This is a genomic window from Methanococcus maripaludis C5, assembly GCF_000016125.1.
GTDB lineage: Archaea > AGJL01 > Methanococci > Methanococcales > Methanococcaceae > Methanococcus > Methanococcus maripaludis_D.
Genome location: NC_009135.1, coordinates 1309846 through 1332859, shown reverse-complemented (window position 1 = coordinate 1332859; position 23014 = coordinate 1309846). Strand labels below are relative to the sequence as shown.

General features: G+C 33.1%; 29 protein-coding genes. 20 read left to right on the top strand and 9 right to left on the bottom strand.

Translation table 11 applies throughout. From position 1 onward, the window contains the following. The first annotated feature begins 132 nt into the window (after positions 1-132). The 5 genes from infB to MMARC5_RS07035 all read left to right on the top strand — a co-directional run bounded on the left by infB (position 133) and on the right by MMARC5_RS07035 (position 5343). On the top strand, positions 133-1929 hold the full coding sequence (gene infB, locus MMARC5_RS07055; RefSeq protein WP_011869138.1) for a translation initiation factor IF-2: 1797 nt from the start codon (positions 133-135) through the stop codon (positions 1927-1929). Between the two features lie 134 nt (positions 1930-2063). Then, the gene (locus MMARC5_RS07050; protein ID WP_011869137.1) at positions 2064-3524 is read left to right on the top strand and encodes a DHH family phosphoesterase; all 1461 of its coding nucleotides are present in this window, start codon (positions 2064-2066) and stop codon (positions 3522-3524) included. 11 nt (positions 3525-3535) lie between these two features. Continuing rightward, positions 3536-3766: a DUF504 domain-containing protein gene (locus MMARC5_RS07045; RefSeq protein WP_011869136.1), complete on the top strand. Its 231-nt coding sequence runs from the start codon at positions 3536-3538 to the stop codon at positions 3764-3766. A gap of 5 nt (positions 3767-3771) precedes the next feature. After that, positions 3772-4566, top strand: a complete 795-nt coding sequence (locus tag MMARC5_RS07040; protein WP_011869135.1) for a CBS domain-containing ParB/RepB/Spo0J family partition protein — start codon at positions 3772-3774, stop codon at positions 4564-4566. A gap of 39 nt (positions 4567-4605) precedes the next feature. Further along, complete coding sequence (locus tag MMARC5_RS07035) at positions 4606-5343, top strand: heparan-alpha-glucosaminide N-acetyltransferase (RefSeq protein ID WP_011869134.1); 738 nt, start codon at positions 4606-4608, stop codon at positions 5341-5343. A 22-nt stretch (positions 5344-5365) separates the two neighbouring features. Here MMARC5_RS07035 and hypD read toward each other — a convergent pair whose 3' ends face one another. Then, positions 5366-6448 (bottom strand): hydrogenase formation protein HypD, encoded by a 1083-nt coding sequence (gene hypD / locus MMARC5_RS07030; RefSeq protein ID WP_011869133.1) that lies wholly within the window; start codon positions 6446-6448, stop codon positions 5366-5368. 250 nt (positions 6449-6698) lie between these two features. Between hypD and MMARC5_RS07025 the strand changes: the two genes are divergently transcribed. Beyond that, the gene (locus tag MMARC5_RS07025; protein WP_011869132.1) at positions 6699-7079 is read left to right on the top strand and encodes a nascent polypeptide-associated complex protein; all 381 of its coding nucleotides are present in this window, start codon (positions 6699-6701) and stop codon (positions 7077-7079) included. 62 nt (positions 7080-7141) lie between these two features. Then, positions 7142-8485: an AIR synthase-related protein gene (locus tag MMARC5_RS07020; protein ID WP_011869131.1), complete on the top strand. Its 1344-nt coding sequence runs from the start codon at positions 7142-7144 to the stop codon at positions 8483-8485. On the opposite strand, the gene MMARC5_RS07015 is transcribed toward MMARC5_RS07020, so the two are convergent. Continuing rightward, positions 8482-8667, bottom strand: a complete 186-nt coding sequence (locus MMARC5_RS07015; protein WP_011869130.1) for a hypothetical protein — start codon at positions 8665-8667, stop codon at positions 8482-8484. The genes MMARC5_RS07020 and MMARC5_RS07015 overlap by 4 nt on opposite strands. 11 nt (positions 8668-8678) lie before the next feature. Then, the gene (locus MMARC5_RS07010; RefSeq protein WP_011869129.1) at positions 8679-9605 is read right to left on the bottom strand and encodes a beta/alpha barrel domain-containing protein; all 927 of its coding nucleotides are present in this window, start codon (positions 9603-9605) and stop codon (positions 8679-8681) included. Between the two features lie 158 nt (positions 9606-9763). On the opposite strand from MMARC5_RS07010, the gene MMARC5_RS07005 reads away from it, so the two are divergent. Further along, positions 9764-10732: an outer membrane protein assembly factor BamB family protein gene (locus MMARC5_RS07005; protein ID WP_011869128.1), complete on the top strand. Its 969-nt coding sequence runs from the start codon at positions 9764-9766 to the stop codon at positions 10730-10732. Between the two features lie 123 nt (positions 10733-10855). Next, a complete protein-coding gene (locus tag MMARC5_RS07000) occupies positions 10856-11761 on the top strand; it encodes a homoserine kinase (RefSeq protein WP_011869127.1) in 906 nt (301 codons plus the stop codon). A 31-nt stretch (positions 11762-11792) separates the two neighbouring features. On the opposite strand, the gene MMARC5_RS06995 is transcribed toward MMARC5_RS07000, so the two are convergent. Both MMARC5_RS06995 and MMARC5_RS06990 read right to left on the bottom strand, forming a co-directional pair. Beyond that, complete coding sequence (locus MMARC5_RS06995; protein ID WP_011869126.1) at positions 11793-12881, bottom strand: 60S ribosomal export protein NMD3; 1089 nt, start codon at positions 12879-12881, stop codon at positions 11793-11795. Positions 12882-12937: 56 nt separating this feature from the next. Continuing rightward, positions 12938-13354 carry a translation initiation factor IF-2 subunit beta gene (locus MMARC5_RS06990; protein ID WP_011869125.1) on the bottom strand — a complete coding sequence of 139 codons (417 nt, stop codon included), beginning with the start codon at positions 13352-13354 and terminating at the stop codon, positions 12938-12940. A gap of 227 nt (positions 13355-13581) precedes the next feature. Here MMARC5_RS06990 and MMARC5_RS06985 point away from each other — a divergent pair, with 227 nt between their 5' ends. The 4 genes from MMARC5_RS06985 (at position 13582) to MMARC5_RS06970 (ending at position 15700) form a co-directional block, all read left to right on the top strand. Continuing rightward, positions 13582-14166, top strand: a complete 585-nt coding sequence (locus MMARC5_RS06985; protein ID WP_011869124.1) for a 50S ribosomal protein L15e — start codon at positions 13582-13584, stop codon at positions 14164-14166. A gap of 131 nt (positions 14167-14297) precedes the next feature. Continuing rightward, on the top strand, positions 14298-14759 hold the full coding sequence (locus MMARC5_RS06980) for an RNA-binding domain-containing protein (protein ID WP_011869123.1): 462 nt from the start codon (positions 14298-14300) through the stop codon (positions 14757-14759). After that, positions 14759-15139 (top strand): hydrogenase maturation nickel metallochaperone HypA, encoded by a 381-nt coding sequence (gene hypA, locus MMARC5_RS06975; RefSeq protein ID WP_011869122.1) that lies wholly within the window; start codon positions 14759-14761, stop codon positions 15137-15139. The genes MMARC5_RS06980 and hypA overlap by 1 nt, the downstream gene beginning before the upstream one ends. A 201-nt stretch (positions 15140-15340) precedes the next feature. Further along, positions 15341-15700, top strand: coding sequence for a hypothetical protein (locus MMARC5_RS06970; RefSeq protein ID WP_011869121.1), 360 nt, complete (start codon positions 15341-15343; stop codon positions 15698-15700). A 4-nt stretch (positions 15701-15704) separates the two neighbouring features. On the opposite strand, the gene MMARC5_RS06965 is transcribed toward MMARC5_RS06970, so the two are convergent. The 4 genes from MMARC5_RS06965 to MMARC5_RS06950 all read right to left on the bottom strand — a co-directional run bounded on the left by MMARC5_RS06965 (position 15705) and on the right by MMARC5_RS06950 (position 19294). Beyond that, positions 15705-15842, bottom strand: a complete 138-nt coding sequence (locus MMARC5_RS06965; protein ID WP_011869120.1) for a rubredoxin — start codon at positions 15840-15842, stop codon at positions 15705-15707. Between the two features lie 66 nt (positions 15843-15908). Next, positions 15909-16667 carry an N-glycosylase/DNA lyase gene (locus MMARC5_RS06960; protein WP_011869119.1) on the bottom strand — a complete coding sequence of 253 codons (759 nt, stop codon included), beginning with the start codon at positions 16665-16667 and terminating at the stop codon, positions 15909-15911. A gap of 48 nt (positions 16668-16715) precedes the next feature. Further along, on the bottom strand, positions 16716-17576 hold the full coding sequence (locus MMARC5_RS06955; RefSeq protein ID WP_011869118.1) for a thiamine pyrophosphate-dependent enzyme: 861 nt from the start codon (positions 17574-17576) through the stop codon (positions 16716-16718). A 5-nt stretch (positions 17577-17581) separates the two neighbouring features. Next, complete coding sequence (locus tag MMARC5_RS06950) at positions 17582-19294, bottom strand: 2-oxoacid:acceptor oxidoreductase subunit alpha (protein WP_011869117.1); 1713 nt, start codon at positions 19292-19294, stop codon at positions 17582-17584. A gap of 72 nt (positions 19295-19366) precedes the next feature. Between MMARC5_RS06950 and MMARC5_RS06945 the strand changes: the two genes are divergently transcribed. The 7 genes from MMARC5_RS06945 (at position 19367) to MMARC5_RS06915 (ending at position 22846) form a co-directional block, all read left to right on the top strand. Then, the gene (locus MMARC5_RS06945; protein WP_011869116.1) at positions 19367-20056 is read left to right on the top strand and encodes an SWIM zinc finger family protein; all 690 of its coding nucleotides are present in this window, start codon (positions 19367-19369) and stop codon (positions 20054-20056) included. Between the two features lie 156 nt (positions 20057-20212). Beyond that, a complete protein-coding gene (locus MMARC5_RS06940; RefSeq protein ID WP_011869115.1) occupies positions 20213-20425 on the top strand; it encodes a sulfurtransferase TusA family protein in 213 nt (70 codons plus the stop codon). Between the two features lie 9 nt (positions 20426-20434). Further along, positions 20435-20779, top strand: coding sequence for a DsrE/DsrF/TusD sulfur relay family protein (locus MMARC5_RS06935; protein WP_011869114.1), 345 nt, complete (start codon positions 20435-20437; stop codon positions 20777-20779). A gap of 114 nt (positions 20780-20893) precedes the next feature. Beyond that, positions 20894-21478 (top strand): tRNA(Phe) 7-((3-amino-3-carboxypropyl)-4-demethylwyosine(37)-N(4))-methyltransferase Taw3, encoded by a 585-nt coding sequence (gene taw3, locus MMARC5_RS06930; RefSeq protein ID WP_011869113.1) that lies wholly within the window; start codon positions 20894-20896, stop codon positions 21476-21478. A gap of 54 nt (positions 21479-21532) precedes the next feature. After that, positions 21533-21916 carry a DUF2111 domain-containing protein gene (locus MMARC5_RS06925; protein WP_011869112.1) on the top strand — a complete coding sequence of 128 codons (384 nt, stop codon included), beginning with the start codon at positions 21533-21535 and terminating at the stop codon, positions 21914-21916. A 20-nt stretch (positions 21917-21936) separates the two neighbouring features. Next, positions 21937-22389 carry a methanogenesis marker 5 protein gene (locus MMARC5_RS06920; protein ID WP_011869111.1) on the top strand — a complete coding sequence of 151 codons (453 nt, stop codon included), beginning with the start codon at positions 21937-21939 and terminating at the stop codon, positions 22387-22389. Position 22390: 1 nt separating this feature from the next. Beyond that, positions 22391-22846, top strand: a complete 456-nt coding sequence (locus MMARC5_RS06915; RefSeq protein WP_011869110.1) for a hypothetical protein — start codon at positions 22391-22393, stop codon at positions 22844-22846. The last annotated feature ends 168 nt before the right edge of the window (positions 22847-23014 follow it).

Sequence of the window (23014 nt, the reverse complement as noted above, 5' to 3'; positions counted from 1 at the left end):
TTTATTTTGGGGTTTGTTCGTAAACTATATAATATTTAGATTACTAACTTCTGTTTCGGATTTTTATCAACTTTATAATTTGTACTTGGATGAAACACAGATTTTATGAATTAAAATTGACTGGTGATTTTTATGGCATTAAGATGTCCAATTGTGAGTGTTCTCGGTCACGTTGACCACGGAAAAACTTCCCTTTTAGATAAAATTAGGAGAACAAGGGTTACTCAGAGGGAGGCAGGAGGAATCACCCAACATATTGGTGCAAGTGAGATACCAATAAACACTATAAAAAAAGTTTCAAAGGACCTTTTAGGATTATTTAAGGCAGATTTGTCCATTCCTGGAATTTTAGTTATCGATACGCCAGGACACGAAGCATTTACCTCATTAAGAAAAAGAGGCGGAGCTTTAGCAGACATTGCGATACTTGTTGTGGATATAAATGAAGGATTTAAACCCCAAACTATTGAAGCAATAAATATCTTGAAACAGTGCAAAACACCTTTCATAGTTGCTGCAAACAAGGTGGACAGGATTCCAGGCTGGAATTCAAGCGAAGGCCCATTTATCTTAAATTTCAACGAAAAAAACCAGCATCCAAATGCAATGACTGAGTTTGAAATAAGGCTATATGAAAATATTATAAAACACTTAAATGAACTTGGATTCGATGCAGATCTGTTTTCAAGAGTTAAAGATACTACAAAAACAATAAATGTGGTTCCAGTATCTGCAATGACCGGTGAAGGAGTTCCAGATTTACTTGTTATCATTTCTGGGTTAGCACAGAAGTTTTTAGAACAAAAACTGGCTTTAAACGTTGAAGGTTATGCAAAAGGTACAGTTTTGGAATTAAAAGAAGAAAAAGGTCTTGGAAAAACAATCGATGCGATAATTTACGATGGAATTGCAAAAACTGGTGATTTTTTAGTTGTTGGAAATCCTGATGGCGTTATTGTATCAAAAATCAAAGCACTTTTAAAACCAAAAGAACTCGATGAAATGAGGGATCCAAAGGATAAATTTAAACCTTCAAAACAGATTTCTGCGGCAACAGGAGTTAAAATATCTGCACCCGATTTAGATAGTGTTATTGCAGGAAGCCCTTTAAGAATTGTTCCAAAAAATCAAGTGGATGCTGCAAAAGAAGAAGTTCTTCAGGAAGTTGAGGAATTTACAATTTTAACTGATGATGAAGGAATCATAATAAAAGCAGATACGATGGGTTCTTTGGAAGCTCTTGCAAATGAACTTAGAAAAGTAAATGCTAAAATCAAAAAGGCTGAAGTTGGCGACATCTCTAAAAAAGATGTTATCGAAGCTTCATCATACGCTTCATCAAACCCTTTAAATGGGCTTATAATTTCCTTTAACACAAAAGTACTCGCAGACGCAAAAGCTGAAATTGAAAAATCAGACGTTAAATTACTTGAAGGAAAAATTATCTATAAATTAGTTGAAGAATACGAAGAATGGACAAAAGAAATGGAAGAATTAATGAAATCTGATGAAATAAACAGATTAACAAAACCTGCAATGATTAAAATTCTTCCAAACTGTATTTTCAGGCAGAAAGAACCTGCAGTATGTGGTGTTGAGGTATTATACGGTACTTTAAAAATTGGAAGCCCCATAATGTCTGAAGATGGAAAAAAACTCGGATACGTTAAGGAAATGAGGGACAGCCAGCAGGAAAATATAAAAGAAGCAAAAGTTGGTATGCAAGTTCCAGTTTCTATTGATGGAAATATTGTTCTCGGTAGAAACGCAAAAGAAAACGATATACTGTATGTCGAAGTGCCAGAACCTGAGGCAAGGAAGTTACACCATGAATTCAAGGATGAATTGAGGGGCGACGAAAAAGAAGCCCTTTCACGATACATGGAATTGAAGCAGAAGATCGAAAATAATATATTTTGGGGAATGTAGTCCATTAAACCGCATTTATACAAATGACGAAACGTCAACAATATATACCCATTACGTTAAATGTAGTTATGGACTATTATTCGGAATTTTCAAATCTAACTTAACTTAATAATTTTCTCTTTCGGAGGCATATTATGATTTTAGTCATAGGCTATGGTTCTTTAGGGCGTAAGGTCGTAAATAACGCTAAAAATATTGATAAAGTAACCGTGATAGATAAAAATGAAGCTGTTTTTGAATCTCTTGAAAATGGAGATTTTAACTATGTAATTGGTGATGCTTCCGAATTAGATGTTTTAGAGAGAGCTAAAGTAAAGGACGCAGATACTATTTTAGTTCTTACAAATGACTACGAAGTAAACAGGAAAGTTGTAGAAATAATTTCAGAATTGAATACAAAAGCATACCTCATTGTAAGGGGCATTATAAAGTATCCTGAACTCTATAATGGCTTAGATATAAACAAAATAATTTATCCTCTCGAAAGTGCTGCAAAAGACGCCGTAAACGAAATAGAAAAGTCAAAATTAAGAAGAAAATTGTCAGAATTAAAGGAAATAGCAAATGCTGCTAAAAAATCTTTTAACGATCATTACTCCGAAAAAGAAGATGAAACACAGGAAAATCACAAGGCTCCTTTTTTGATACTGATGCACAGAAACCCCGACCCCGATGCAATGGCAAGTGCAATGGCACTAAAAACTATTTTTGATAAATGGGGTGTTTCTTCAGAGATTGCATACGGCGGAAAAATCGGTTACGACGAAAACAAAGCCATGGTAAATTTACTCAGCATAAAGTTAAACCCCATCGACGAAATAAACTTATCTAGATACTGCTCTATTGCGGTTGTGGATTCTTCAAGCTCAAAAACTCTTCCTATCGATGTTGAGGATTCAAAATTATCTGTAATAATTGATCACCACAACGACAGCGATATTGTTGCAAAATATATGGACATATTGCCCGAGATTGGTGCAACAGCTACTATTTTAACAAAATATTTACTCGAGCTTGAAATTGCTCCAAACCGGGACTTGGCAACTGCATTATACTATGCAATAACCTCGGATACAAATTATTTCAAGAGAAAAACTTCCAAAAAAGATTTTGAAGCTGCAAGCTATTTACAAGGATTAATGGATCCAAAAGTTTTAGAGATGATCGAAAATCCTGACATGGACACTGAAACCATGGAAATCCTCGGAAAAGCTATAATGAATAGAAAAATCATTAAAGGACATCTTGCACTCTCATATGTTGGAACATTAAAAAATAGGGATGCATTACCAAGAGCAGCAGAGTTTCTGCTTAAAATGGAAGGCATAAACACGACATGTATCTTTGGAATCGCCGAAAATGAAATCCACATAAGTTCAAGAACAAAAGATTTGAGAATTGATGTTGGAAACATCATGAAAACAGCATTTGGCGGCGGCGGCCATCAGGCTTCAGCAGCAGCAAGTGTAGAACTTGGTATATTCCAATCCGTTTCAGATAAACAGTCCTTAAGAAAGCTTGTGGAAGAAGCAATTCAAGCAAAAATATTTGAAACAATGGGTATCGAAGAAGAAGAACCTGCTGGACAGGATTAATTTCTGATAAAATGCTAAAAGAACTTATAAATAAGTTGTTATGGCATCCAGACTATAATTCTGAGGATTATCTAATAAAATATCTACACAGGGGTGCAGAAAACGATGAAAAATCAGTCCCCTTGAAAAATATCGTTATCGAAGACTCTTTTCTTGTTTTTGACGAAACACACATTCCTTTTCACAGGATTTTAGAGATTGTGAATTTAAAAAATGGAGAAATACTTTACAAAAAAAGGTAGGAATCATGGTTTATGCAGAAGAGTACATGACAAAAAAGGTTCACTCTATAACTCCCGATGCTACGGTTTTAGATATAATAAAGCTTGTAAAGGAAACTACCCACGATACGTTTCCAGTTGTAGTTAATTCAAAAGTTAAAGGTATAGTTTCTGTTCACGATCTTATCGGAAAGGATGAATCGATTAAAGTAAGTGAATTCATGACTCCAAGGGATGAAATGATCGTTACAAAGCCAAACAATAAAATAATGGATGTTGGACGGATAATGTTCAGAACAGGATTTTCAAAACTTCCCATAGTCGACGAAAACAATAATATTCTTGGAATCATTACAAATACTGATGTAATAAGGTCACAAATTGAAAAAACCACTCCAAAAAAGCTCAAAAAAATTGTAAACTCCTACATAAATTTGGGATTCGAAGTAACTACAAAACGAGAAACAATTCAAATTGATGATTTGGTACCCACTCAAGCTACGGTTTATGAGGATGAGCTTTATGGGCGGGCTTATGAATTAAAGAGGGGCCTTGCTGAACCAATAATTGTTATAAAAACAAATAACAATGAAAAATATATATTAGTTGACGGACACCACAGGGCGGTAGCTGCATGTCTTTCAGATATAAAAGAACTCGAAGCGCATGTTTTGGAAATAGATACTGATAAAAAGATGGGAATTGAAAAAACTGCTGAAAAACAGGGTTTAAAAAGTTTAAGCGACATTAAGATACTCGATGAAGATAAGATGAATTGCAGCAGTGCGTACAAACTCAAGGCAAATATCCTTGAAATGTGAATCACTAATTATTAATTCTTTAAAATTTATATCAAAATTATGCAGAAAAACAGGTATTTGGAAATTGACTTTTTTAGGGGAATTGCCATAATTTTGATGGTTATTTCGAATTTTGTAACCGATTTAAAATATTTTTTAGGATATTCTGAAAATCTGTTATTTTGGAGTATTTTCGCTCTTTATGTAGCATCCATATTTATATTCATTTCAGGTGTTTCTTTTAACATCAGTTTTTCAAAAAAAGTTGTATCTAATAATTTAAATTACAAACACTACTTTATTCGTTTTTTAAAACTTTTTGCAGTTTCAGTATTGATAACAATTATTACGAGCCGTTTTTTAACATCCGGAACGATATATTTTGGAATTATTCATTTTTTAGCAATTTCAGGCCTTTTAGGAATTATATTCTATCGATTTGAAAAAATAAATCTAGTTTTTGCCATTATCTTTCTAAGTGCTGGATTATTATTTAGAGGAATGGTTTTAGAAACCCCATATTTACTCTCCCTTGGAATAATGCCAACCAACTTTTACACGCTTGATTATTTTCCAATTTTTCCGTGGTTTGGAATTTATTTACTTGGAATGGGTTTTTCAGAAAAATATTACAAAAACGGGGTTTCAAAGTATTCATTTGAAATTTTTAAAAATAAAATTTTTAGTAAAGTCTGTTATATGGGACAACACACGCTTTTTATTTATATAATCCACCAACCGATTCTGGTTGGATTTTTAATTTTAAAATACGGAATATTTTCAAAAATAGCGCTGTAAAAATAAAAAAGAACTATTGTATTTATCTGAATTTACTGTATTTGTAAAAGATTCTGCAAGTTCCTTCGTCAGAAACCATGCAGCTTCCAACTGGATTCATCGGATCGCAGGTTTTTCCAAATAATTTACAGTCATGCGGAAGTTTTTCTCCTCTTAAAATTTCACTGCAAATACATGCTTTGTTTATTACTTCTTTAATATCCGGAATATCAATATTTTCATGAACATCGTATTTTTTGAATTCTTCTCTTAATTTCATACCGCCATCTTTGATGACAGGAAAGCCTCTCCATGCAACGTCTGATGGTTCAAAAACTTTATTCATAATTTTTTGTGCAATCACGTTTCCTTCTTCTTTAACTCCTCTTGTGTACTCATTTTCAACTTTAGCGTCGCCTTTTACGAGCTGTTTTAAAATCATCACGATTGAAGCCATTACATCGATTGGTTCAAAGCCTGCAACAACCATTGGTGCATTGTACGTTTTACAAGGGTCGTAATATGGTTTTAATCCTGTAATCGTTGAAACGTGTCCTGGACATATAAATCCATCTAGGTTAAGCGAGGTTCCGCCCCCAAGTAAAAATCCCATTACTGGCGGAGTTTGTCTGTGCGAATTTAAAATGTAGAAATTTTCAGGTTTATTTAATAATTCTGCGGCAGTTGTTGGAGCAGTAGTTTCAAATCCGATTGCAACAAATACTACTTTTTCATCCTGTTTTTTTGCAAGTTTCACTGCATCCCCAATTCCGTAAACAATTTTTACGTCTGCACCTTCCGACTGGAGTTGCATTAAGGATTTTTCACTTCCTGGAACTCGATACATGTCTCCAAGGGTTGCAATTGTGTATCCCTGTTCAGCAAGGTACATTGCTTCATCAATTTCTTTCTGTGTTGTAACACACACAGGACATCCTGGTCCTGGAACAACCGTAATATTATCCGGTAAAACATCTCTTATTCCGTATTTACAAATTGTATGTTCGTGTGATCCACAAACGTGCATTATTTTTACATCATCCAGTTTTTCAGAGAGTTTTTGGATTGTCTGAATAGATTTCTTAATTAATTCTTTGTCATTGATGTTCATGAGTTTTGCATCCATAGTATTCCTCTTCTGATTAAGATACCAAAATTATGACAAAATACTATATAAAAATAGTAGAGTGGATCTTTGTAAAAAAAGTCTAAAAATTCCTGATTAGCAACAAAAATTAATTAAAATATTTTGATTTATGGAATTATTGGTTTTGAATGGTTGTACAATCCGATTTTAATTTATTATAAGTTTTTATATCATGTTATCAAATTATAGTTATTCTAAACATATTCGAACTAATTATGAGGTGTTTATCATGTTTCCTGGCGGAGGAAAGTTTAATCCAAGAATGATGAAACAAATGCAGAAAATGATGAAAGATTTCGGAATGGATGCCGAAGATTTAAAAGCTGTCAAGGTTACAATCGAACTAGAAGACACAATTTTGGTCTTTGAAAAACCAAAAGTTCAGGTAATGGACATGCTGGGAAATAAAACTTATTCGATTACCGGAAAAGCTAAGAAAGTAGCAAAAGCAGAAGAAAAAATTGAAGACGTTGAAGTAAAAGTCGAAGTAACTGAAGAAGACATCGAAATGGTTTCAAGCCAGTGCGGAGTTTCAAAAGAAGAAGCTAAAAAAGCATTAGAAGAAGCTAATGGGGATTTAGCTGAAGCTATTTTAAAACTTGGAAACTAATTTTTATTTTTTTAATTATCAAACATTTTATTTATTTTATTTTTTTATATGCCGGTGAAAGAATGGATATCGAAAGGTACGTAAGAAAGTGTCTGAAAAAGGGAATTTCAGAGTCTAAAATCATTGAAGACGGTTTTAAAAAAGTAATCGAAGTTAAAGACACTGATGAGGGATGGGCAAGAAGATTTGTCGAAGCAGTAGTCGAAGAAGTAAAGACAACTGAAAAATACCATGAATCAGAAGATAAAAATTTAAAATATTTACTTGACTGCCCAGAATCCGGAATTACAATGGGAAAAATGGGTGTTGGAAGCCGAGGAGAAGGCGATTTTTTTGTTCACCGCGAAATTGCGAGAATTATTGAAAGTACAAATTTAGAAACTGAAGTCGACAGTACTGAACAGGACGATGCAGGAGTTGTAAAAGCAAATGCGGAACACGTTGTGGTTGCAGTTGATGGAACACATTCAAGATTAAGTGATTTTCCATTTATTGCAGGATTTCACGTTGCAAGAGCTGCATTAAGGGACGTTTACGTAATGGGTGCAGATGCAGTCGCAGTTATAAGTGACATTCACCTTGCAGACGATGGAGATGTTTCAAAAATATTTGATTACACCGCAGGAATCTGTGCAGTTTCTGAAGCTGTAAATGTGCCCCTTGTTGCTGGAAGTACCTTAAGAGTTGGCGGTGACATGGTTTTAGGGGACAGGATGGTCAGTGCTGTTGGTGCAATCGGAATAATTGGAAAAGGGGAACCAACTGCAAGGAAAAGAGCAGAAGTTGGTGACGTAATTTTAATGACTGAAGGAAGCGGTGGTGGAACAATTTCTACAACTGCGCTTTACTATGGAATGTTTGACGTTATAAAAGAAACGATCAATGTTGATTTTTTAAAATCATGCAAAAATTTGATTGAAAACGATCTTTTAAAACACATTCACGTAATGACTGACGTTACAAATGGTGGATTAAGGGGCGATGCATTCGAGATCACAAACACCGCAAAAGTTTCACTTGAAATCTACAAGGAAAAAGTTAATGAACTCGTAAACCCGAAAGTCTTGGAAATGCTTCAAAAATTAAATATTGATCCATTGGGTGTTTCAATTGACAGCCTTTTGATAATTGCTCCTGAAGACAAAGCTGGAGGAATAATGGAAAAAACTGGTGCTAAACAGATTGGAGTTGTCAAAGAAGGAGACGTTAGCTATTTAATTGACGAAAATGGCGAAAAAGAACTTTTAATTCCAAAATTCAGAGAAGCTGCATACACACCAGTTAAAAAAGTGGTTGGTGAGCAAAAACCTGATAACTTTGAAGAAATGAAAGAAAAAGTTAGAAAAACATGCGACATGGCAATAGAAAAGAAAGATTTCATATTAAAAGAAATGGTTAAGGATTAATCCGTCTTAATATTAAGTTCTTTTATCAATTTTCCTATTTTTGATGGGTCTACGATATTTATGTCTACATTTTTATTTTTTATCGAAATTTCAACGGTTTTCTGGTTTTCAACAGATAGCTGAATTCCTACACCTTTTTTTTCAAGAGTATCTATAAGCCCGAGTATCATTTCCATATCCATGGTATCACCTTTTAAGATTTTCTTTCGTTGTATATATTTAAAGCTTCTGAAACAGTTTTTCCGTCAATTGTTATTGCATATATCGCATTACACATTGAAACGGCATCTGATAATGATTTTTGATGGATGTTTCTTCCAGTGGCATTTCCTGACGCTCCGCTTATGTGAATCTGTTCGTAGAGCTGTTTTAAAAATGATTCAATATCTGTACTTGATCCGCCTGCACAGACTACTTTAGTTCTTCCGGCAGCCATAACGGCTTCTTTAAATGATTCTGCAGGATTTTCTGATTTTGGGTAATTTACTTTTACAAAATCAGCTCCAAGACACGCTGCAACACCCGTAGCTCCAGAAATTAGTTCTGAGTCTTTTTCATCTTTTACGGCTTTTCCCCTCGGGTAAATCCAGAGAATTACAACAAGTCCCCCTTTATGAGCTTCATAAATTATTTTTGAAGCCTCAGAAAGCATCTCTGATTCATATTCACTTCCAAGATATATTGTGTATCCTACTCCAACTATATTAATTCCAGAATTTTTCTTAAATTCCAAAATATCGTTAATATCCAGTAATGCACGGCTTAAAGGGTCTTTCTGATTCGTGTCTACAAGATTCGTTTTTGAATTTAATTTTACAATGTAATTTATATCCTTATGATCTCTGCCGTATCTGGATAATAATCCAAACTGAACCGCAAAACCACCTATTTTTGAATTTTCAGCAATTTTAAACAGGTGTTCCGGATCTGCATCATCTTTTGAAATATCTTTTCCGTAAAAATCTTCGTTCAAATGTTCGATCTTCTGATCGCCTGCAAAAAGCATCAAATTGCCCGTATTTCTTGTAAGATTCAGGTAATTTTGTATATATTCTTTATGCATTGATTCTGGAGTTTCCAGCGGAATTAATACATCATCACCGGTTATTTTTTTAACCACTATTGTCCCCTCTTTAGTTTTTAACTAACTATTCTCAATAATACTTCTCTGTTTTTTAATTTAAAATAGTTTAGATTTAATCAAAGGCAATGAAAAATGATATATAAGTTATATGCACAAATGTATAATAAATTGCAAAAGACATACAGGGGGATATCATGTTGCGTGGGGGCGTAATTGATTGTAAAATTAAATGGGAGTTTTTGATCGGAAACAGTATCGATTCAAGTCCAATTCTTGCTAAAAACGGTACCATATATGTGGGTTCGGGAGATAAAAATCTTTATGCGATAAATCCTGACGGCTCAATAAAATGGTCTTTTAAATCTGATGAAATAATCGAGTGTAAGCCATCTATTGGAAAAGATGGAACAATCTATTTTGGTTCAGACAAAGTCTATGCAATAAACCCTGACGGAACCGAAAAATGGAAATTTGGTACAAAAAAAGCAATAGCCTCTGATTTTACGATTTTTGAAGATATACTTTATGTAACCTCACTTGATGGTTACTTGTATGCAATAAACCCTGACGGAACCGAAAAGTGGCGTTTTAAAACCAATAAGGCAATATATGCAACACCAATAGTTTCAGAAGATGGAACAATATATGTTGGTTCAAATGACCATTATTTATATGCAATAAACCCCGATGGAACCGAAAAGTGGCGTTTTAAAACAAAAGACGCGATAACTTCTGCAATATCTATTGGAAACACTGGAACAATCTATTTTGGTTCAGACAAAGTCTATGCAATAAACCCTGACGGAACCGAAAAATGGAACTTCTATGCGGGTTACTGGATTGTTACAAGGCCTGCAATTTCAGAAGATGGAACAATATATGTAACCTCACTTGATGGTTACCTGTATGCAATAAACCCCGATGGAACCGAAAAGTGGCGTTTTAAAACAGAAAAACGTATTGAATCTTCCCCAGTAATTGGAAACACTGGAACAATCTATTTTGGTTCATATGATGGTCATCTCTATGCAATAAACCCCGATGGAACCGAAAAATGGAACTTTGAGACCGGAAGTTGGATAATATCTACCCCAACGATAGATGAAAACGGAACAATCTATTTTGGAACGAGAAACGGAAAATTCTATGCATTATTTAATTAATATTCCTAATAATTCCTTTTTTGTTAATTTCGAAAGATTAAAATTCAGAGTAGCATTTTTATATCTATTTTTACTTATTGTTTAGTAAGTAATAACGATATTTAGGATTATTTTGGTGGTATTATGAAAAAAGTAAAAGTATGTTCTCCCGGAACTTCTGCAAATCTCGGTCCAGGGTATGATATTTTCGGGCTTGCTCTTTCAAAGCCATACGACATATTGGAAGTTGAAAAAACGGAAAAAGGAATTATTATTTCTGTTGAAGGGGAAAAAGCAGAAGAAATACCTACAAACGTGGATGAAAATACCGCAGGAGTAGTTGCTAAAAAGATGATGGAAGATTTTAATATACAATCTGGAATTCACATCCATATAAATAAGGGAATAAAGCCTGGAAGCGGTCTTGGAAGCAGTTCTGCATCCTGTGCAGGAGTTGCTTTTGCATTGAATGAACTTTTTGAGTTGAAATTATCAAAATTAGAACTTGTTAAATATTCATCACTTGGAGAAGCAGTTGCAGCAGGCGCTCCTCACGCAGATAATGTGGCCCCTGCAATTTTTGGAGGATTTACACTTACAACAAGCTATGATCCATTAGAAGTACTTCATATCCCGGTAGATATTGAAGTTTTAGTTGCACTTCCAAACATTCAGGTAAGTACGAAAACCGCAAGAGAAATACTTCCAAAAGAAATCCCAATAAAATATATGGTAAACAATGTTGGAAAAGCTGCAGGAATGGTTTATGCATTATACAACAACGATTTAGAACTTTTTGGAAGATATATGTCAAAAGACTGCGTTGTTGAACCCTGCAGAGCTAATTTAATTGACGGATATGCAGAAGTTAAAGAAAAGGTAAAAGATTTAGTCTATGGTATAACGATTAGTGGTTCAGGACCTGCAATTATTACAATACCTAAAAAAGAACACGTAATTGATATCGAAAATATCTTTAAGGAAGTCTGGAACTGTCCGGTTTACTACACGAAAGTGGGGCCCGGATGTTATGTTGAAGAAATTGAATAGTTTATATTAAAAAATTTTTTATTTTTTTTATTCATTCTATAATTTCTAAAATCCGGTTAATTTCTTCATTTTTAAATATTCTTAATTTATTCCCTTCTTTTAAATCTTTAATCGAATTATTGTACTCGTATATTTCGTAATTTGAATCGTCCATTGCAGTTATTGTGTCAGGAGTAATTGAAATAACGGTTGCCGTTTCACAATCTTCTCCTTTTTTAATTAATTTTGCAGATTTATCGATTTCGTTCCAAGCAAGTGCAATTTTATCTCCAATTTCGACAGGTTCCATATATACTCTAGCTTCATTTAATGAAGAAACAACGTAGATTTTTTCGTTATATTCTATAATATCCCCAATTTTAAATTCTGGAATTCTAACTGCAACGGTGATTCGATACATGTCTTTTCCAGTATCTTTATCTACTCCAACGAGTTTTGCAGTTTCTATTGATTTTCCGCCGTATTTTGCTTTTATAGCTGATGCAATATTTCTTATTGCACCCATTGATCCCATCTGATAGTCTAATCCTTCTTTTTGAGGGATATATTTTGAAATAAATGCCATCCTATCTTTATTAAGTCGTTTTCCAGCTTCATCTCTAACGAAGTCGTCCAACTCTATTCTTTCTTTATCATTTAAGAACCGGTTCATCGCTCTAACCTGCAATGTTCCTTCATAGTAGTTTGACATACATCTCGAGCACCTTGGGCACTGCACCATATCAAGATAAACGGTAATATGTCTTTCTTCATCTCTATCGTTATCTTCCCCAACAAGCCTTCCTTCTGCAAAAACAACAACAGGAATTTCCACACGTGATCTTTTTCCACCCGGAAGCTGTTTTGGTTCTTGAGGCATTATTTCTACATCAATACTTTTATTTGCCTTTTTTAAATTATCTTTAACTCCAAAATAAGCAATTTCTTCCATTATTGCATATGTTTCCGTTTTTTGAGGGTCTTGCCAGAGTTTTCGTTTATATGATCCGCACATATGGCAGACTTCAACGTGTATCTCGTTATCGAGTTCAATAAGTGGATTCATGTGGGTGTAGCAGATTTTACAGAGGCCTTCAAGAAGTTCGCCTTCATGACCGCATCGGTAGCAGAATCCTTTCATAATATCACCAAAAATGTAAAATTTGTTAATTAAGTAAAAAAGAAGAAAAAGAGTACTTATAATGTCTTAACTGGTTTCATTGCACCACAAGCGGTACATTTCAAGAAGTGTATTCTTCCTTCTTTTACGATTTTTGTGTCCGGTTTTCCACATTCTGGACAGAGTACGTATTCGTTTACGTAATTTTGGATTTTTTCGTTTACCATTCTCCATCCGAATTTACCTTGCAAGATTAATCTGACTCCTTCAATGTCTCCTGCAGTACCTAATTCTTTCATTACGTATTTTGCAAATTCTTGTGCATCTCTTTCCATGAATTTTGCAATATCTTTGAAGTTTTTAATAATGGTCCTGTTTCCTTCTACAAAACTGTCTGCAGATGGGATTTCAAACCTTACATCTTTGAATACTTCTTCTGGAAGTTGTTCTCGCGCTCTTGTCAATAAACTGTTGTAATCGAAGTAGTCGACCATGTTTTCACCAAATTTAAATTAGAAACTAATAGTTGTAAAAAAGTGTACAAGTTCTAAACTTGTTCTCTAGTCCATCGTTTATATACTTGCCGTTAAATTAATATAGGTGTCAAGATACATGATGTTAAGACTAGGTAATACTAGTAGTTTAGTGACGGGTGAACTCCCGTAGGGCATGTAGCATTAAGCTGAACCCAGAAACAGAAATCGACGAAACAAGTGATACCATGAGTATGTACAACTACGTGAAAGAAGCATGGAAAGTACCTGCTAACTCATACGTTAAAGAGTTACAATGGGCTAGAATGCAAGACTGGAGAAAAGAACCTTCAGTTATAAGAATTGAAAGACCTACAAGAATTGATAGGGCTAGAAACTTAGGATACAAAGCAAAACAAGGAATTGTTGTTGTAAGAGTTAGTGTTAGAAGAGGAGGTTTAAGAAAACCAAGACCAAAACACTCCAAAAAACCTGCAACAATGGGTATCAACAAAATTACAATGGCAAAATCCATTCAAAGAATTGCTGAAGAAAGAGCAGCTAAAAAATACCCTAACATGGAAGTATTAAACTCCTACTGGGTAGGACAAGATGGAAAACAAAAATGGTACGAAGTTATCTTAGTTGATCCATGCCAACCATCAATTAAAAACGACAAATCCTACAACTGGCTCTGCAAAGGAACCCACAAAGGTAGAGTAACCAGAGGTTTAACATCAGCTGGTAAAAAAGGAAGAGGATTAATGTACAAAGGAAAAGGTGCTGAAAAAGCAAGACCAAGTGTCAGAGCTAACGGCAAAAAAACGAAATAATTAAATTTCCTTTATTTTAATTCTTTTACTTAATTTTTTATTTTCTTTTTTCGATTATTTTAAAAATTTCAAAGTTTATTTAAACCTGTTTTACAATATTTTGTTTAAATTTAAAATCAGATGGGATAGTTATGGTAAATAATATATCAATATCAACGATTGCAAATGCAACCGAAGACGAAGAAAAAGTTCTTGACGCAATGGTTTTCTTTTTACCTGAAATAATCGAAGAAGACGATTTGGAAACCGAAACTGTTGAAACAGAAGGAAATTTTGGAAATCCTATTGAAATTCACACGGTTAAAATTTCTGGAAAAAAGGCAAAATTAGTCTTTAATTATATCATTGATTTGATAAAAAGTGATGAAAGAAATGTAAACCGATTAAAAAGTGAATTGGACAACAGAATCGAGAAAAATAAACTTTATTTAAGATTTGATAAACAAAAAGCATATCTTGAAGAGTGTAAACTTTCAGATGGGGACGATACTGTAAGAATCGTTGTAAATTTCAAGATTTTTGTTCCAAGCGGAAAAGAAGAAAAAGTAAAAGAAATGGTATTAGAAAGACTTGACAAACGAGGTGTTTTCTAATGCACGAACTCTCCTACGCAACGTCAGTATTAAACGCGATACTTGATGCGGTAAAACAACAAGAAGAACTCGGTAGAAAGGTTATAAAAGTAAACGACATTAATCTGGAAATTGGGGACCTTACTTTGTTAAGTGTGGATCAGTTACAGTTTGTTTTTGAAGTCATTTCGGAAGATACTGTATGTAAAGGTGCAGAATTAAAAGCAGAAATTGTAAAGCCAAAAATTTTCTGTATGGACTGTGAATTTGAAGGAAATTTGGATACAAAAGATGAACTCGAAGTAGCATGCCCGAAATGTGAATCAAGAAATGTTAAATTGAAAGGCGGGAAAGAATTTAACATAGTAAATGCGACAATCGAATTTGACGACGAAGAATAATTCTTTTTTTATAATTTTTGACTTGATTTGGATTTTAACGTTTATATAGTATCTTTTAAATAATGTTAATCATTGAAATTGGGTGTTTTTAAAATGCAAAGATTAATATTCTGTTACCCCAAATTGGAGAAGGTATTTTAAAAATATCGCAAATAAAAATCTGTAAAAATCCCAAGTTTTCCATCTGTTCCGGTGTACAAAATGAAAAAAGAAATTAAATTAAAAGAACTTTCGAACAAGATCGTCAAATCCCTCTTAGAAAATCCTGAAAAGCCAGTTTACGAGATAATGGATGAGCTCGATATTTATGCAATGAATCTCGACGATGAAGATCTGGATAGAACTAAAGGTTTTGTCTGTGAATTATTAAGCAGGATTGACGTAGTTTCAATGAATCTCGACGACGAAGATATCGCACACACAATGTCAATGATTTCATTGAGATTTCACATGCACGATAAATACAATAAATTCGAAATTATGGACGTTCCGCACCTCCAGTCAAGAATAAAGGATGCTGCAAAATACATAAAATACATTAAAAAAAGTAATAAAGCTTAAATTTTTATTTTTTTTCTACAAATGCGGATTTTTTGGCACCGCACATAGGGCATGTCCAAGTATCAGGTAATTCTGAGAACTTTTTCCCCTCTTTTTCTTCATCATATTCGTATCCGCAGATAGTGCATTTCCAAACTGACATAAAACTACCTCCTTTTCCAATATATTTAATTTTGAAAACACTAATTTATATAATTTTACAAATGCATCAAATTTCAAGTAATTTGAATAAATATTTTGATTTTTCACCGATTATTCCATTGCAAGATTCAAAATTAAACTTTCTCCCAAGAACTGGCCATATTATTGAATCTATATGTAATGGCGGAATTTTCGTGGTTTTAGAAATACTGTTCCAAAATTTTATCGGATTTTCATCGGTAAATTTAAGGGTGTATTTTTCAATTCTCGAATCTTTTGGGATTTCAATTTCCATCGGATATGGAATAAACTCGTTAAATACAATTCTTGATGCATAACCAAACATTTTTATCGCAAAGACAATGGTTTTAGCATTTTTCTTTGAATTTAAGTTTTTTGATAGTTTTTCAAGCAGTTCTTCCATATTTGAATAATAATTTTTAAAATCCAAAAGATTTAAGTTTTCAAGAAACGGGATAATCTTTTCAATCCGTTTTATTTTTACATTTAAAAGCCGTCGGTTTCCTTTTGAAGTTTCAAGGAAATTAACGTATTTTTCTCCTAAATTTTCATTATTAACTTCATTTTTTGACCAGTATTCTGAAAATTCTTCCCACCAGAGTTCTCCAGTAGTGCAGAGCTGGTAGCTTACGATTGAATTTAAAATTACGAGTTTTATAAACATTTCATCGTGATTAATGGAGTTTTTTAAGTTTTCAATAACGAAATATTGTGTATCTATTTTTTCTTCCATATGTTTAGCAAATTCCACGTCAAAATGCCCAAATATTTCGATAATTTCGTTTATTTTTTCTAAATTTTCCATAATTTTCACAAAAATTTTTAATAATAATTTGAAGTGGTAATTTAGTTTTTAAGTTCTTTTTGAATTTATTATTTCTTCAATTTTTTCTAAATCTGGTTCTCGTTTCCATATCGGAGTCTTTTCCGAAATGTATGGTGGAACAACTTCTTCAAATACTGGTTTTTCACATGTATAAAATATTCCAAGAGGATATTTTTCAGTTTGAAGTGCTTTTTCAAAGGCTTTTTTCCTATCTGTTACATCATGATCTTCTAAAAAATAGGTATTTTCATTATACCATTGAAGAGTATTTACTTTGTTAAATGACGGACAGGGATGGAATATATCCACTATTGATAAACCTTTATGATTTATTGCTTTAATTATTATTTCTTCAGTTTTTTCAAGGTTTCCAGAAAAAGTACGTGCTACAAAAGATGCATTTAATGATATTGCAAGTGCTATTGGATTTAGTGGCTCTTCAAATACCCCCCACGGCTGAGTTGGGGTTTTCGTTGAAACAAGGGTTGTTGGAGATGCCTGTCCTTTAGTGAGCCCATATATCTGGTTATTATGTATTAAAACTGTGATATTTGGATTTCTTCTTATCGCATGAATAAGATGGTTTCCACCTTCTGCATACATATCCCCATCGCCGCCTTCAGCAATTACTGTCAGTTCTGGATTTGTGGCTTTTACGGCAGTTGCAGCAGGTATCGCTCTTCCATGTAATGTATGAAAACCATTTACAAACATGTAGTGGGGCATTTTTCCAGCTTGCCCAATTCCAGAAATTATCGCAACATTTTGCGGTTTTAAATTCAGTTTTGACAGGGCATTTGAAAGTGATGCTTTTATTGCAAAGTTCCCACATCCCGGACACCATGAAATATCTATTTTTTCAGTTCTTTGAAAAGGATTATTTTCCATGAAATTCACCCCCTCAAAACTTTTTTAATTTTTTCAGAAAGTTCTTCGACCGAAAATACTCTTCCATCGTATTTTAAAATGCTATCATTCATTTCAATTCCAAATTCCCTCTTTAAAAGTCTTCCAAGCTGTCCAGTATAATTTAATTCAATATTTACTACTTTTTCAGCTTTTTTCAAGTATTTTTCACCAGATTCTGAAATAGGATAAATCTGACTGAAATGTATAAATGCAGTATCTTTTAAGTTTAATTCTTCAAGTGCATCTTTTATGGGGTAGTAAGTGGTACCCCATGAAACAATCAGGTTTTTGTAATTTTCATTTCCAATAAATTCGGGTTCTATCGATTCTTTTTTAATTAAATTCAGTTTTTTATTCCGTTTTCTAGTCATTTTATTTACTAAATCAATATCTTCGGTAATATCTCCAAATTCATCATGTTCATTACCACATATTAGTACAATTCCTTCACCATATCCTGGAATTCCTCGTTTTGAAACTGGATTTTCTGTTAATTGGTACCTTTTGTAGTCAGATCTGGTTTTTAAAACGTGATTTTCTTTTATTATATCTTTTAATTCATTATTTGACAGATTGTAAAATGTATCTGCAAGATATTCATCAGATAAAATAAAAACTGGAACTTGGTATTTATCGGCCATATTAAATGCGATCTGGCTTATTTCATGAGCATCTTCAATTTTTCCGGGTGAATATATAATTCTTGGAAATTCACCATGCCCAGAATAAATGGCTAACTCCAGATCTCCTTGTGCAGTTCTCGTTGGAAGTCCTGTTGATGGTCCGGGCCTTTGTGCAAGATAAATCACAACTGGAGTTTCAGTCATTCCTGAAAGGCTAATTGCTTCACACATTAGGGAAAATCCGCCTCCTGATGTCGTAACAAGACTTCTTGCACCGGCATAACTTGCACCAATAGCCATATTTATTGCAGAGATTTCGTCTTCAACCTGTTCAACAATAATTCTAAGGTCTTTTGAATGACTTGCAAGAAATGTGGAAACTCCTGTTGATGGAGTCATTGGGTAAAATGATACAAAGTTACAGCCTGCTTTTGCAGCCCCAAGTGCAACAGCTTCAGTACCGCTTAATACAATTTCATCTTTGAGTTTATCATTCTTTTCAAGATCTATTTTTAAATCTAAATCTTTTAAAATTTTTTTTCCAAGTAAGTATCCTTCTTTTGTAGCTTCCAAATTTTTGTTAACGATTTCTTCTCCTTTTTTGGAAAATTTAACTTCCAGATAACTATTAAAAAGCTCTAAATCGCAATCAAAAATTCCAAGTATCATTCCAGAACCGACTGTATTTGAAAATAAAACGTTTCCAATCTTCTTACTTATGTCTTGAATTGGAATATCGATAATATTCTTATTATTCAAAAATTCTTCATCGATATTTTCTTTTTCCCCCAAAATAATAGTTTTATAAGAAATTCTATCTTTTAAATGATTTAAAACGCCTTTTTTAAACGTTACAAGTAAATCTATTCTTTTTAAAAAAGAACGCCTTTTTTCAGAGGATATTATAATTTCAGTCGTGTTAATTCCGCCCCTAACCCTTGACATGTACTCTTTTGTTGCAAATACGTTGTATCCTGATAATTTTAATATTTTTGTAAGTGATTCTTCAATGGTTTGTATTCCCTGTCCTGCAGCACCGCCGAGGACTATTGAAACTTCTTTTGCAAGATTCATATTCCCCCTCCACTGAATACACATATAAATTTGAATTTGGATATATTTAACATTGTTATATTTAGTGATAAAATGGATAACGACATCTACGACGAAAGGGTTCAAGAACGGGGAAAAGAGTATTTCTTAAAAAATATGGTAAAATACTGTATAAAACGTGGAAATACTCTTCAGGGAACTGTTTATGGTAGTGATAGCTACATAACAAAAGTTGATTTAAAAACAAATACTGGGATATGTACCTGTCCTTATCAATTCAACTGTAAACACGCATATGCACTTTTAGAGTCATATAAAAATGGAAAATATGTAAATGGGGATGAATTATTTTTCAATCTTTCAAAAATGGAAAAAAATGAGATTTTAGAAATTTTTGAAGATATTATTAAAAAACATAATTTATGGGATGAATTTGTAAAAACGGATGTAACATTATTGGATACTGCAAAAAACATGCTTGAACTTACAAAAATTGAAAAGAAAAATTTATTTACATTTACTTCGTTTTTAAGGAATCAATTTCTAAAAAATGCAGAAAATACAGAATTGCTTGAAATAATTCCCGATATAATAAAATATATTCAAGAGCGAAAAAAGCTCGAAGAAATACTATTTTTAATAGTTGACGAACTTTTCGAGCGCGGAAAAACAGATAAAGATATTTTGAAGAGATTGATAGAACTTTCTAAGAAATATCGGGAGCTTTGGATGGTAAAAGATAATATTTTGGATTACGAGTATTTTGAGCTCTTAGATTATTAATTTTTAGAATAATTCAGGATTTATTAGATATTCTAATAAATATATTTATATAATCTGCTTAAAAATATAAATTGTAGCAATTTAGCTCTTCAATAAAAAATAAACTCATGTTTGCAAACATATTAGTTTTTCTAATATAACTTTGGAGGTAATACTATGGAACTTGACGTTACTGGAACCGTATGTCCAATGCCGGTTTTAAAAACAAAAAAAGCATTAGATTCATTAAATTCAGGGGATGAATTAACTGTTACTGGAGACTACAAACCAGCTCTTCAAAATATCGTAAGATTTGTAGAAGAAAAAGGCCACGAAATACTTTCTTCAGAAGAAAGTTCAGATGGATTTAAAATTGTTATAAAAAAATAAGGTGAAAGTTTGAAATTTACCGTTATTATCGGGGATGCACCTTATGGAAAAGAACGAGCATATTCTGCTTTAAGATTTGCATTAACCGCTCTTTTGGAAGGAATTGATGTAAATATCTTCTTACTCGAAGATGGGGTTTACGTTGGCAAAAGAAACCAAGCTCCAGCAGGAGTTCCAGATTATTCTGAACTTTTGGAAAATTCAATCGAAGCAGGGGCAGTTGTAAAAGCATGCGGCCCATGTTGTAAAGCAAGAGGAATTTCTGAAGAGGAACTCCTTGAAGGAATTACGCCTGCAACGATGCACGATTTAATAGCTTTCGTAAAAGAAGCAGATAAGACCGTAAACTTTTAATCATACTATTTTTCATGTTTTTTAGTTTTTAATTATTTTAAATCAATTTAAAATTTAGTTAAAGTTTTTATATTATTTTTTGAAAGTTAACATATTCTAAAAACGAGTGAAAATATGTTTGACGACGATAAAGAATTTACAATGAAAAAACTCCAAGCAGCCCTTGATAATGGCTTTGTAGACCTTGAAGTTATGTATTTGGTGAATAAAATAAATGAATTTAACAATTACTACACAACAAGCAGCTGCATTGGAAGATGCGGAATAATGGAGTTTCCAAAGGGTAAAAATCCAAAAATACACTCAAAATGGCTTGGAAAATGGCACCATTATGCAAATTACGATGAAATTGATCAAGCCATTTCTGAAAAATCTGAAAGTTTTGAAAAAATCTCCTTTGTATTGAATTCTCCAATCTTACATGTCGCATCAAGGAATGCAGATACCAGTAAAAAACTGTTGGAACTTGCATATCACAACGGTTTAAAGGCATCATCGATAAAATCGATTTCTAGTAAGAGGTATATTGTAGAAATCATGACGACTGCGAAAATGGATGCACCAATAGCTTATGACGGAAAAATGGTCGTTAATCGGGAATATCTTGATATACTACTTGATGAAGGGAATTTGAAATTAAAACACGCGAGAAAATCATTAATTCGATTTTATGAAAGATTGGACGAACTTAAAGATTAATTAGAAAATATTAATACTTTGAAAAACATATGTTCTTAAACAGGTGGTGAGAATATGCTTGATTTGAAGTGCACCAGTTCTAAGGATATATTTCCTCTGGCTTATGCTATACACGTACTTGTGAACAAAGCTCCAGTAACAATGCGTTCTAAGGATAAACCAGGAGTTAGAATTGAAAAAGGAAAATTAGTTGATGATAATTACGAAGGTTACGTTTTAAAACAAGTTTTAGAATTTGGGGAAATTTTAAAAGTAACTCCAATTCAAGGCCCGTACTCTGGAGTTCCGGTGGTGGTTGTTCCAGTAAAAGATGATGAAAAAATTACAGGAGCAATTGGGATTGTAGATTTAACTGCAGGAATATTTGAAGAAATTCAGTCGATAGCCCGTAGAAAAGAGTTTGCAAGGTTTTTGCCTGACGAAGCGTTTCCGAAATAACTATCAATTTTGGTGATACATTGAAAAAAGTATTCATATTTCCCCCAAATAGCCTTATTTTGGCGGATTTGGTGGAGAGATTCGGCCACAAGCCATTAATGATCAACAATGCAATCGGGGATAGGGTAAGGGATCTTGAAATCGATACGCCACCTTTAAACATCACTGATGAAGACCCTAAAAAAGGTCTTAAATATGCGGCAATTGAGGTTCCGTCGGGAGTTCGGGGTAGAATGTCATTAATTGGTCCATTAATCGATGAAGCAGAAGCTGCAATTGTCATGATTCATGCACCGATTGGATTTGGATGTGTAGGATGTGAAAGGACAAATGAACTCACGAAATACCTTATTCGAAGAAAAGAAATGCCTGTTTTAAATGTCGAATATCCTGAAAATGATGAAGATGCAAAAATAGTCGTAAAAAAAATTGCACTATTTTTGGAAAGCTTAGAAAACAAAATCGAGGGTTAACATGAAAATAATAAAAGCTGCTTTAGTACTGGTTTTTGCGTTAATTTTGAGCTCTGCATCTGCAGAAACTGTTTTAATTTCTGACAGTTCCGACCTTTTTTCCAAAATGAAAACAATAGCGATGAAATATGCAGAAAATCTTGAAGATATTCCGTTTGCAACGAACATTGCTTCAAACGAAAGAATAAATTTGAATGTGGATATGGGTGAAGAAGATTTATTAATTTCAATAATTGTTATAGATGGTAAAATTACAAGTTTTGAAAAAGGAAGTTTGGATGATGCAACTATGAATGTTTACACTGATGAAAATACAGTTAGGGAAATTTTGGACTCCGATAATCCAGTAAGTTCTGCGCAGACTGCTTTAAAAGCAGGCAATATAAAAATGGAAGGAGTAGGGCTTGTAAACTCTATAAAAATCTCAATTGCAAATATATTAATGTCTTTCTTTTAAATATAATACTTTTTTAATTTTAGGTATTTGTGAATTGTACCCCCCAGTCTGCAAAACTTTATATATTTATAAACACTAGTTTCTTCAAAAATAATACCTATCGCAGTGATGAATATGGATTTAATAAAAAAAATAATGTCAAAACACGCTAAATTGGAATCATACTAT

Coding starts and splice junctions, on each gene's coding strand:
- infB (WP_011869138.1), top strand. CDS start 133: ATGGCATTAAGATGTCCAATTGTGAGTGTTCTCGGTCACGTTGACCAC.
- MMARC5_RS07050 (WP_011869137.1), top strand. CDS start 2,064: ATGATTTTAGTCATAGGCTATGGTTCTTTAGGGCGTAAGGTCGTAAAT.
- MMARC5_RS07045 (WP_011869136.1), top strand. CDS start 3,536: ATGCTAAAAGAACTTATAAATAAGTTGTTATGGCATCCAGACTATAAT.
- MMARC5_RS07040 (WP_011869135.1), top strand. CDS start 3,772: ATGGTTTATGCAGAAGAGTACATGACAAAAAAGGTTCACTCTATAACT.
- MMARC5_RS07035 (WP_011869134.1), top strand. CDS start 4,606: ATGCAGAAAAACAGGTATTTGGAAATTGACTTTTTTAGGGGAATTGCC.
- hypD (WP_011869133.1), bottom strand. CDS start 6,448: ATGGATGCAAAACTCATGAACATCAATGACAAAGAATTAATTAAGAAA.
- MMARC5_RS07025 (WP_011869132.1), top strand. CDS start 6,699: ATGTTTCCTGGCGGAGGAAAGTTTAATCCAAGAATGATGAAACAAATG.
- MMARC5_RS07020 (WP_011869131.1), top strand. CDS start 7,142: ATGGATATCGAAAGGTACGTAAGAAAGTGTCTGAAAAAGGGAATTTCA.
- MMARC5_RS07015 (WP_011869130.1), bottom strand. CDS start 8,667: ATGGATATGGAAATGATACTCGGGCTTATAGATACTCTTGAAAAAAAA.
- MMARC5_RS07005 (WP_011869128.1), top strand. CDS start 9,764: ATGTTGCGTGGGGGCGTAATTGATTGTAAAATTAAATGGGAGTTTTTG.
- MMARC5_RS07000 (WP_011869127.1), top strand. CDS start 10,856: ATGAAAAAAGTAAAAGTATGTTCTCCCGGAACTTCTGCAAATCTCGGT.
- MMARC5_RS06995 (WP_011869126.1), bottom strand. CDS start 12,881: ATGAAAGGATTCTGCTACCGATGCGGTCATGAAGGCGAACTTCTTGAA.
- MMARC5_RS06990 (WP_011869125.1), bottom strand. CDS start 13,354: ATGGTCGACTACTTCGATTACAACAGTTTATTGACAAGAGCGCGAGAA.
- MMARC5_RS06985 (WP_011869124.1), top strand. CDS start 13,582: ATGAGTATGTACAACTACGTGAAAGAAGCATGGAAAGTACCTGCTAAC.
- MMARC5_RS06980 (WP_011869123.1), top strand. CDS start 14,298: ATGGTAAATAATATATCAATATCAACGATTGCAAATGCAACCGAAGAC.
- hypA (WP_011869122.1), top strand. CDS start 14,759: ATGCACGAACTCTCCTACGCAACGTCAGTATTAAACGCGATACTTGAT.
- MMARC5_RS06970 (WP_011869121.1), top strand. CDS start 15,341: ATGAAAAAAGAAATTAAATTAAAAGAACTTTCGAACAAGATCGTCAAA.
- MMARC5_RS06965 (WP_011869120.1), bottom strand. CDS start 15,842: ATGTCAGTTTGGAAATGCACTATCTGCGGATACGAATATGATGAAGAA.
- MMARC5_RS06960 (WP_011869119.1), bottom strand. CDS start 16,667: ATGGAAAATTTAGAAAAAATAAACGAAATTATCGAAATATTTGGGCAT.
- MMARC5_RS06955 (WP_011869118.1), bottom strand. CDS start 17,576: ATGGAAAATAATCCTTTTCAAAGAACTGAAAAAATAGATATTTCATGG.
- MMARC5_RS06950 (WP_011869117.1), bottom strand. CDS start 19,294: ATGAATCTTGCAAAAGAAGTTTCAATAGTCCTCGGCGGTGCTGCAGGA.
- MMARC5_RS06945 (WP_011869116.1), top strand. CDS start 19,367: ATGGATAACGACATCTACGACGAAAGGGTTCAAGAACGGGGAAAAGAG.
- MMARC5_RS06940 (WP_011869115.1), top strand. CDS start 20,213: ATGGAACTTGACGTTACTGGAACCGTATGTCCAATGCCGGTTTTAAAA.
- taw3 (WP_011869113.1), top strand. CDS start 20,894: ATGTTTGACGACGATAAAGAATTTACAATGAAAAAACTCCAAGCAGCC.
- MMARC5_RS06925 (WP_011869112.1), top strand. CDS start 21,533: ATGCTTGATTTGAAGTGCACCAGTTCTAAGGATATATTTCCTCTGGCT.
- MMARC5_RS06915 (WP_011869110.1), top strand. CDS start 22,391: ATGAAAATAATAAAAGCTGCTTTAGTACTGGTTTTTGCGTTAATTTTG.